Source organism: Streptomyces sp. HSW2009, from assembly GCF_040240285.1.
In the GTDB taxonomy this organism is placed as follows: domain Bacteria; phylum Actinomycetota; class Actinomycetes; order Streptomycetales; family Streptomycetaceae; genus Streptomyces.
Map to the genome: position 1 here is coordinate 1 of NZ_JBEHZD010000316.1, position 9,231 is coordinate 9,231.

Genomic DNA, 9,231 nt, shown 5'->3' on the forward strand with positions numbered 1-9,231 from the left:
GGGGGCCCCCCCCCCCCCCCCCCCGCGGGCGGGGGGGGCGCCCCCCAAACCCCCCCCCCGCCGGGGGGCGGGCGCCCGGGGGGGGGCCGGGGCCGCGGTCGACCTCGGGGTGGAGTGGGAGGAGTTCGTGGTGGCCAATGCCCGGCAGTGGTCCGCCAACTTGGCAGCATCCATCGACGAGTTGGCAGCCGCCTCCGGCAGGCCGATCGACGCCTCGACCCTGGAGCCGGCGACGCTGGCCAGCTACGACTACGGCCGGCGGGTCACCGGCGTCGAGTTCGTCGCCGCCCTCGCCGTACGCAACCGGGTGGCACGCGCCCTGGCCCGCTCCTTCGCCGCGTACGACGTGCTGCTCACGCCGACCATGCCCGGCCTGCCGGTCCCGCTCGGCACGCACGCCGAAGGCGTACGGGACCTGGACGGCCTCGGCTGGCTCCGCCGCCTCTTCGACCTCGGCCCCTTCACCCCGATCTGCAACGTGGCGGGCACCCCCGCCATGTCCGTGCCGCTGACCGTCGATCCACCCACCGGCCTGCCGATCGGCATGCACTTCGCCGCCGCCCACGGCCGCGAGGACCTCCTGTTCCGCCTCGCCGGCCAACTCGAAACGGCCGCCCCGTGGCACGACCGCAGGCCGGGGGTGTGGGCGGGGGACGTGGCGGGGTGAGGGGGCGGGGCAGGTGCCGGGGCGCGGGGCTGGATCAGGCAACCGTGCCCGGCCGCTGGCGGGGCAGTTCGGCGCGCCGTACCGCATCGGATGACAGCGCGACGAGCGCGCCCAGGCCGGCGAAGGCGCCACAGCCGGCGAACACCGGGGCCGCGCCCCAGGCCCCGATGGCCGCGCCGACCAGCGGATAGCTGAGCGGGGCGACGCCGACCATGGTGACCATGACGACGGAGGTCACCCGGCCGAGGTAGCTCGGGTCCGCCGCGGTCTGGATGAGGGCGTTGTTCAGGCTGCCGAAGACACCCGCGCACAGGCCGACGGTCGCGGCCAGCGCCGCGGCGAGCCACACGGTGGGGGCCAGGCCGATGGTGGCCGCACCCGCACAACCCACCAGCAGGGTGCCGGCCATCGTCAGGCCGGCGCGGGGCAACCAGCCGGCGACGGCGAGCAACGCGGCGCTGGCTGCGGCTCCCGCGCCGAAGCAACTGATGATCCAGCCGTAGCCGGAAGGGCCCCAACCGCGCTCGGCGTTGAGCAGCACCATGCCGATGTTGAGGGTGCCGGTGAGGCCGAGTTCACAGACGGCTCCGGCGGCGACGAGCGGGCCGATGAGGCGGTGTCGGCGGAGGTAGCGCAAGCCGTCGAGCAGGTCTTGCCGGGCCGTGCCGGGCTCCGCTGGGCCCCCGGCGGCGGGTTCCAGGGACCGCAGACGGATCTTCAGCAGGAGTGGCAGCGAGAGCGCGAACAGTGCGCCGGCGGCGGCGAAGGCGGCTGCCGGGCCGCCGAACGCCATGGCGAGGCCGCCGGTCGGTGGTCCTGCGATCTGGCCGACGCGCATCGCCAGCGCACGCATGCCGGCGACCCGGGCCAACTGCTCCTGAGCGGTGATCCGGGGCGGGAGGGCCCCGACTGCGGGCACGAACAACGCGTCCACGGCGCCGAACGCCAGCGCCACCGCGACCAGCGCCCACAGGGCCGGCGACGCGAGGGCGACGCCGGCGGCCACGGCCAGGATGAGGAGGCAGCGCAACGCGGCGCTGCCGAGGAGCACCCGGCGGGGGTCGAACCGGGCGGCCACCACGCCGCCGCCGAGCATGAGCAGGGCCCGGGGCACCGCGCCCGAGGCCATGACGAGGCCGACCTCGGCGGGGCCCGCGGCCTGCTGGGCGGACCATCCCAGGGCGATGAAGTACACGCCGTCCCCGATGAGGGAGATGGTGTAGGCGGTGAGCCAGCGCAGCACGTTGCGGTCCCGGTGGGCGGGAGCGGCGACGGCTTCCGGCAGCACCAGTTGTGGGCTGGCGATGATGACCCCCGTGGGTTGGTGGTCCGGCCGGATCAGGGCCGGAACGGAAAGCCGTACAGCTGCACGGACACATGCTCGCGGCCCGTGGTGTCGCCGGCCTTCCCGGCGGCCTGGCCACGCTCCCGCCACCGCCTGACCAGCGCATCCAACTCGGAGCCCAGCTCCGCGAGTTCAGCCGGGTTGAGGTCGAGCAGCCACTCGGACGTGAAAGACGCGTCGGACCACTCCTTGCCCCATGCGGGCTTCTGGTCGAGGTACGTGCGGTACTGGGCGACGCGGGTGTCGAGCATGCCGCGGGTCACCGCGCCGACCGCGGCAGCGCCCTCGGGCGTGTCCGCGAAGTCCGAGTCGCGAAAGCCCCACCCCTCCTGCGACGCCACCTCCCACCACCGCTCGCGACCGTCGCCGCCCCGACCGCTCGCCTGCCGCACGAAGCCGTGCTCGGCGAGCTTCCGCAGGTGGTAGCTGACCAACGAGGGCGTTTCCGCGACGTGTTCGGCGAGCTGGGACGCGGTCGCGGTGCCCGCGGCGTACAGCAGTCGGTAGAGCTGCATCCGCAGCGGGTTCATGAAGGCCCGCAGCCGGGACAGGTCGGTGATCCGCTCGGGTTCGTGCTGGGGTTGCATGCGCCCAACGTAGATACGAAGCGAAAACTTCGCAATATCTGCTTCAGAGTTACGAGTGCCCGGCTCGCGCCCCACGGGACAAGGGGGAAGGCGAATCGCCGTCGACTCTCCAACTCCTCAACGGGCGCCGCGCAGGCGCCCTGCCGACCAGCCCCCTCACCTCCGCCGGAACAAATACGCCCCGCACAGCCCCCCGATCACCGCTACCGCAGCGAGCGCCAGCCACAGCGGCATGGTGACTTCGGGGATCAGGAGGCGGATCTTGACCTGGCGGGTGTTTTCGAAGATGAAGATCAGGCCGAGTACGCCCACCGCCATGAGGGCGATCCTGCTGGGCGTCAGGAAGTCGTGGCCGCGGCCGGTACCGCTTTCGGTCTTTGCCTTGGGGCTCATAGCGCACCCTTCCCTCGTCCGATGGGCCCGCCCCCTGCGTCCAGCATGCGGGGCGGTGGCCGGGGCGCACCGCGTGGCGGCGGGGCGTAGGCCGAACGGGTGAGGGGACGGGGAACCACTCGTGGGGGGGGGGCGGGCCGGGGGGGGGGGGGGGGGGCCCCCGCCCCGGGGGGGGGGGGGGGGGGGGGGGGGGGGGGGGGGGGCGCGGGGGGGGGGGGGGGGGGCCCGGCCCCCCGGGGGGGGGGGCGGGGGGGGGGGGGGGGGGCCCCCCCCCCCCCCCCCCCCGGGGCGGTGCAGGGCAGTGCAGTGGTGCGGTGCGGGGCCAGACAAGTGCAGGGGCCGAGCACGACAGGGGCAGGTCAGTCGGTAGCCCGCGGCCACCCCCGTACGGCGTCTGCCACCACGGCCAGCGCCTGCGGCTGCGTGAGTTCGGGGTGCAGGCAGTCGATGTCGTGGTTGACCAGGCGGCCGGAGACGTACGGCTGCCAGGCTTCGCGGGTCAGCCAGTCCTCGGCGCGGGGTGCGGTGGCCGTGAAGAACAGCACGTCGCCGTCGAAGACGCGGTGGTCGTGGCGGCGCATCAGCGTGGCGTTGTTGACCACGATGTCCACCACGGCCGAGAGCGTGTAGTCCGGCAGGCTGGCCAGGGCGCTGCCCTCGCGGCGCAGCGTCTCAAGGACCTGTTCGCGGGTGAGCGGCTGCCCCTCCTGGAGGTCGAAGCCCGCCATCCGCAGCAGCGCCCGCGGGGCGTCGGCCTGGGCCGGGATGGCCAGATCACGCCACTGGTCGGAGGGGTAGGCGTCCATCAGGGCGAGGAGTTCGACCCGTTCGCCCGCCTCCTGGAGGCGGACCGCGACGGTGTGTGCGACGACCCCGCCGACCGACCAGCCGAGCAGCCGGTACGGGCCGTGCGGCTGGACCTGGCGGATGTGGTCGAGGTAGTCGGCGGCCATCTCCTCCATCGTCTGGGGCAGCGGCTCCGGCTCGGTCAGACCGCGCGCCTGGAGCCCGTAGACGGGTTGCTGCGGGCCGAGCGGGGCCAGCAGGCCCGCGTAGCACCAACTGATGCCGCCCGCCGGGTGGAGGACGAACAGCGGTCGCTCGGTGCCGGCGGCACGCAGCGGCAGCAGCACGCCGAGCGCCTGGTCGGTGCCGGTGGCCGTGCCCTCGTCGGCGGCGCGCAGCCGGTCGGCGAGCGCGGCCGGGGTCGGGGCCTGGAAGAGGGCGCCGAGGGCGAGTTCGGTGCCGAGCACCTCGCGGACGGCGGCGACGAGGCGGACGGCGAGCAGCGAGTTGCCGCCCAGGTCGAAGAAGCTGTCGTCGACGCCGGTCTGCGGGACCCCGAGCACCTGCGCGAACAGCCGGGTCAGCGTCTCCTCGCGGTGGCTGCGCGGGGCCCGGCAGGGCTGCGCGGTGGCGGTCGGTGGGACGGGCAGCGCCTTGCGGTCCAGCTTGCCGTTGGGGCTCAGCGGAAACGCGTCCAGAACGACGAGGGCGCTTGGCACCATGTAGTCCGGCAGCCGCGCGGCGATGCGCTCCCTGAGCAGGGCCGCGTCGAGCGGGTGGCCCACATCCTGCGGCCCCGCGGGGAGAGCGTCAGGCCCGTGCGCGGCCGGCCCGGCAGGGCCGGTCCCCGCGAGGTCGGGCCGCTCCTGCGGCGGCCCGTCAGCCAGCGGTGCGCTCTCATCGCCCTCCGTCGCTGGACGGTCGACCCCGGCGGCGGCATCCGCCGCGGCCGACCGCCCGGTCTGTGCGGCGCCCTGGTGGCCCATCACGTAGCCGACCAGCCGCTGGTCGCCCGGCCGGTCCTCGCGGACCAGGACGCAGGCGGCGGCGACGCCGTCCTGGGCGGCCAGGGCCGCCTCGATCTCACCGAGTTCGATGCGCAGGCCGCGCAGTTTGACCTGGTGGTCGGTGCGGCCGAGGTATTCGACGGCGCCGTCCTGGCGCCAGCGGGCCAGGTCGCCGGTGCGGTACATGCGGGCGCCGGCCTCGCCGCGCTCGGCGGCGAACGGGTCGGCCACGAAGCGCTGCGCGGTCAGGTCGGGGCGGCCCAGGTAGCCGGTGGCCAGTTGGGTGCCGGCCAGGTAGAGCTCGCCGGCGACGCCCGGCGGGCAGGGTTTGAGGGCCGCGTCGAGCACGTAGAGGCGGGTGTTCCAGACCGGCTTGCCGATCGGCACCGGGCCGCTCTCGCCGGCCGTGCACGGGTGGTACGTGACGTCCACGGCGGCCTCGGTCGGGCCGTACAGGTTGTGCAGCGGCACATCGGGGAGCAGCCGGTGGAAGTCGGTGACGGTCTCCCGCGGCAGGGCCTCGCCGCTACAGAAGACGCGCCGCAGGCCGGTGCAGTCGGCGGCGCCGGGCTCGGTGAGGAAGACGCCGAGCATGGACGGTACGAAGTGGACGGTGGTGATGTGTTGGGTGCGGATGGTGCGGGCCAGGTAGGCCGGGTCCTGGTGGCCGCCGGGCTCGGCGACCACCACGGCCGCGCCCTCGCGCAGCGCCCAGAAGAACTCCCACACCGATACGTCGAACCCGGACGGCGTCTTCTGCAACACCCGGTCGTCGGAGGTGAGCGGATAGGTGTCCTGCATCCAGCGCAGCCGGTTGTCGATGGCCCGGTGCGGCACGACGACGCCCTTGGGGCGGCCGGTGGAGCCCGAGGTGTAGATGACGTACGCGGGGTGGTGCGGGGTCAGCGCGCGGCCCGGGTCGGTGGACTGCTGGCGGGCGAGTTCGGCCCGGGTGTCCGGGTCGTCGACGACCAGTGTGGGCAGTCCGTGCGCGGGCAGCGCGCCGTGCGTGGCCCGGTCGGTGAGGACGCAGGCCGGCGCGGCGTCCTGGAGCATGTACGCGAGCCGGTCGGCCGGGTAGTCCGGGTCGAGCGGCAGGTAGGCGCCGCCGGCCTTGAGGACCGCGAGGAGCGCCATCATCAGGTCGACCGAGCGCGGCAGCGCGACCGCGGCCAGCGCCCCCGGCCGTACGCCGAGTTCGATCAGGCGCCGGGCGAGCCGGTTGGCCCGGGCGTTGAGCTGCGCGTACGTCAGGCTCTCGGGGCCGAAGACGAGTGCGGTGGCGTCCGGTGTGCGGGCGGCGCGGTACTCGATGGGGCCGATCAGCGTGGTCGGCGGCAGGGTGCGGGCGGTGGCGTTGAACTCGTCCAGGACCAGGGTCCGTTCGGCCGCGGTCAACACCGCGTAGTCGCCGAGCGGGGCGTGCGGGTCGGTGTCCGGGGCGGCGACGCGGGCCAGCAGGTCGAGGAACCGCTGTTGGTGGGCGGCGAGTTCGTCCCCGGTGTACGACTGCGGGTTGCCGTCGTAGTCGATGCGCAGGCCGGTGCCGTCGGCCCGGTCGTAGATGTTGACGGTGAGGTCGTCGACCGGGCCGGTGGCCAGGTTGTGCGCGTCGGAGCGGGCGCCGGCGAAGGTCAGCCCGTAGTCGAAGGGCATCACGTTGACCAGCGGGCCGACCAGAGCGCGGCCGTCGCCGAGCAGCCCGAGGTCGCGGCGGATGTCCTCGTACCGGTAGTGCTGGTGCCTGCGCACGGCGCGGATGCCGAGCACGACCTGTCGTACGAGCTGGGCCAGGGTGTCCTGCGGGCGCACCGTCAGGCGCAGCGGCAGCACGTTCATCACCATACCGGGGATGCGCAGGGCAGCCGAGCCCATCCGGCCCATCATCGGCACCCCGAGGACGACGTCGGCGCTGTGGGTGGCGCGCGAGAGGTACAGCGCCTGGGTGGCGAAGAGCAGGTCGGGCCAGGTGGCACGGAGCGAGGTGGCCAGCGTGCGCAGTTGCTCGGTGGCGTCGTGGCCCAGGTGGGCGGTGCGGCGCAGGAAGGTGCGGTCGGGCAGGGCGGTGCGGCCGGCGAGGGTGGGCGCCTCGGGCAGGTCGGCGCGCGGCCGGGCGGTCGGGCGACCGGCGGCTGTGTCTCCGGCGGCTCCGGTGGCTCGGGCAGCTCCGGTGGCTCGGGCGGCTGCGGCGTCCGCTTCGGCTGCGGTGTCCGCGCCGGCTCCGGCGTCAGCGGCATCGGGCGGCGTGAGGCCGAAGGTGGCGGCCCAGTGGGCGCGGTCGGCGGCGAAGCGCTCGCCGGCGCGGTACTCCTGGTCGGCGGCGACCAGGTCGGCGAGGCGGCCGAACGGGCTGGGCGGGGGCTCTTCGCCGGCGGCCAGCGCCGTGTACACCTCGGCGACGCGGCGGGCCAGCAGCGAGTAGCCGTAGCCGTCCATCACCAGGTGGTGCACGCGCTGGTACCAGAGCCACCGCCGGTCGCCCACCCGGAACAGGGCGTGCTGGAAGAGCGGGCCGCTGGCCAGGTCGAACGGGCGGGCCAGGTCGGCGCGCATCCAGGCCAGGGCCGCCGCGTCCGGGTCGGTGGCGTCTTCCGTGCCGCCTGTCGGGCGGGGGCCCGCGCTGCGGCCCAGGGCGTCGGTCGGGCTGGTGGCCTGGCCATCGGTCGGGATGGCGGCCTGGCCGTCCGTGGTGCCTGCGCCCGGGCGCAGGTCCGCCACGTGCAGCGGGAAGGCGCAGCGCGTGATGCCGTCCGTGCCGGTGGCAGGCGCGGCGGGGGTCGCAGAGACCGGGGCCGCGGCGGCGAGCCGGGGCGCGTCGATCTCGATGGGCACCTGGCGGGGGCCCGCGGGCTCCGCCACTCCCCCGCTGGTGGTTGCGGTGGCTGCTGCGGCGCTCGTTGCCGCTGCCGCGGTGGCTGTTGCGCCGGCGGCTGCATCAGCAAGCAGGGCCGCGACGGCGGTCGGGTCCGCGCCCGAGGCCGCGTTCTGCCCCACAGCGGGGCCCGCGTGCAGTCCCGCGCCCGCGTCCCCGTCCGCGACGATGCGTACGCGCAGGGCGTCCGCCTCGCCGGCCGTACGGTGCAGGGCCTCCGCAAAGGCCACCGGGTCGACGGGACCGTGGATCTCGATGTACTCGGCGGTGTTCTGGGCCGGGCTCTGAGGGTCGAGGGCCTGGGCGAACCACATGCCCGACTGGGCCGAGGTCAGCGGCAGCCCGCGCGCGGCCCGCCCACCGGCCGGGGTCGCGCCGTGCCGCGGCACGGCCGGGTCGAGCAGCGTGGTCATGCCTGCGCCCCCAACAGGGGTATCCAGCGCTCGATGGCGGGCTCCTCGGCGAGGTCCACGAACGTCACCTCGACGCCGTGGTCCCGGCGCCAGCGCTCGACCAGCGCCATCACCCGGACCGAGTCCAGGCCGTAGTCGACCAGGTTCTCGTCGTCGGGGATGTCGGCCGGGTCCTCGCCCAACACGTCGGCGACGTCGGCACGGATCTGCTCCACGGTCAGGGCCATCGCGGCTAGTTCCCCTCAAAGACGGTGTCGGTGGTGGTGACGACGGCGCACTTGCCGGCGGCGTAGCGCAGCGCCGTCGCGTGGTCGGCTGCGGAGAAGTCGGCGACGGCGTCGGCGACGACGAAGGACTGGATGTCGCGCATCCACGCGTCGGCCGCGCTCAGCAGCACGCCGATGTGCGCGTACACGCCGACGACGATCAACTGGTCACGGCCCTGCGCGGCCATCCGCTCGGCGAGGTCGGTGCGGACGAAGGCGCTGTACTTCCACTTGGTGATGACCGTGTCGTCCGGGCCCGGCGCGACCGGCCCAGCGATCGCCTTGGCGTGCTCGTCGTCCGGCAGCCCCGGTCCCCAGAAGTCCTGTTGCAGACCGCGCTCGGCCGGGCTCTGGCCGCCGGGCTGTGCCGAGTACACGACGGGCACACCGAGCCTGGCGCACTCCGCCTTCAGCCGGGCGACGTTGGCCAGCAGTTCGGTCACCGGCGACGCGCTCTGGTCGAACGCGGACAGGAAGTAGTTCTGGAGGTCGTGGACGAGCAGCACGGCGCGGCGCGGGTCGACGCGCCAGTCCACCTTGTTGGCTGGCAGGTCGGCCGCGCTGGGCATGGGGTAGGGCGCGATGGCGGGCAGGGCCATGACGGGGGGCCTTTCGGGCTTCGGGTCGAGCGGTGGTGCGGTCGGGCGGTGGTGCGGCCGGCGGTGCTGCGGTCGGCAGTGGTGCCGGCTGCCCCGCGGGCCTGGTACGGGCCGCGGGGCGGGTGCGTCAGGGGGCCGGCGGCGGTGCCGGCTGCGGGGGGGGGGGGGGGGGCGGGGGGGGGGGGGTGGGGGGGGGGGGGGGGGGGGGGGGGGGGGGGGGGGCACGCCAAGGGCAGCAGGCTGTGGTGAGTAGTGAATTACTCTTGGCCGCGCGCCGGTGGATGGCACGGCGCGTA

The 9,231-nt window shown here is 75.1% G+C and carries 9 protein-coding genes; 3 read left to right on the forward strand and 6 right to left on the reverse strand.

Features of this window, described 5'->3' with window-relative positions:
- A partial coding sequence (locus tag AAHZ94_RS21690; protein ID WP_349994645.1) for an amidase family protein occupies positions 1 to 667 on the forward strand: 667 nt, incomplete at its 5' end.
- Positions 668 to 701: 34 nt separating this feature from the next.
- Here the strand turns inward: AAHZ94_RS21690 and AAHZ94_RS21695 are convergent.
- From AAHZ94_RS21695 to AAHZ94_RS21705, 3 genes are all read right to left on the reverse strand, one after another.
- On the reverse strand, positions 702 to 1,973 hold the full coding sequence (locus AAHZ94_RS21695; protein ID WP_349994653.1) for an MFS transporter: 1,272 nt from the start codon (positions 1,971 to 1,973) through the stop codon (positions 702 to 704).
- Positions 1,974 to 2,005: 32 nt separating this feature from the next.
- Positions 2,006 to 2,599, reverse strand: a complete 594-nt coding sequence (locus AAHZ94_RS21700) for an ArsR/SmtB family transcription factor (protein WP_349994646.1) — start codon at positions 2,597 to 2,599, stop codon at positions 2,006 to 2,008.
- 156 nt (positions 2,600 to 2,755) lie between these two features.
- Positions 2,756 to 2,992: a LapA family protein gene (locus AAHZ94_RS21705; RefSeq protein WP_349994647.1), complete on the reverse strand. Its 237-nt coding sequence runs from the start codon at positions 2,990 to 2,992 to the stop codon at positions 2,756 to 2,758.
- 121 nt (positions 2,993 to 3,113) lie between these two features.
- Between AAHZ94_RS21705 and AAHZ94_RS21710 the strand changes: the two genes are divergently transcribed.
- On the forward strand, positions 3,114 to 3,362 hold the full coding sequence (locus tag AAHZ94_RS21710; RefSeq protein WP_349994648.1) for a hypothetical protein: 249 nt from the start codon (positions 3,114 to 3,116) through the stop codon (positions 3,360 to 3,362).
- Here AAHZ94_RS21710 and AAHZ94_RS21715 read toward each other — a convergent pair.
- The 3 genes from AAHZ94_RS21715 to AAHZ94_RS21725 are packed head-to-tail and all read right to left on the reverse strand — an operon-like array spanning position 3,352 to position 8,935.
- Complete coding sequence (locus tag AAHZ94_RS21715; protein WP_349994649.1) at positions 3,352 to 8,070, reverse strand: non-ribosomal peptide synthetase; 4,719 nt, start codon at positions 8,068 to 8,070, stop codon at positions 3,352 to 3,354. The genes AAHZ94_RS21710 and AAHZ94_RS21715 overlap by 11 nt on opposite strands.
- Positions 8,067 to 8,297 carry a phosphopantetheine-binding protein gene (locus tag AAHZ94_RS21720; protein ID WP_349994650.1) on the reverse strand — a complete coding sequence of 77 codons (231 nt, stop codon included), beginning with the start codon at positions 8,295 to 8,297 and terminating at the stop codon, positions 8,067 to 8,069. The genes AAHZ94_RS21715 and AAHZ94_RS21720 overlap by 4 nt, the downstream gene beginning before the upstream one ends.
- 5 nt (positions 8,298 to 8,302) lie before the next feature.
- Positions 8,303 to 8,935: an isochorismatase family protein gene (locus tag AAHZ94_RS21725; RefSeq protein ID WP_349994651.1), complete on the reverse strand. Its 633-nt coding sequence runs from the start codon at positions 8,933 to 8,935 to the stop codon at positions 8,303 to 8,305.
- A 63-nt stretch (positions 8,936 to 8,998) separates the two neighbouring features.
- On the opposite strand from AAHZ94_RS21725, the gene AAHZ94_RS21730 reads away from it, so the two are divergent.
- Positions 8,999 to 9,184, forward strand: coding sequence for a hypothetical protein (locus AAHZ94_RS21730; RefSeq protein WP_349994652.1), 186 nt, complete (start codon positions 8,999 to 9,001; stop codon positions 9,182 to 9,184).
- Positions 9,185 to 9,231: the final 47 nt, after the last annotated feature.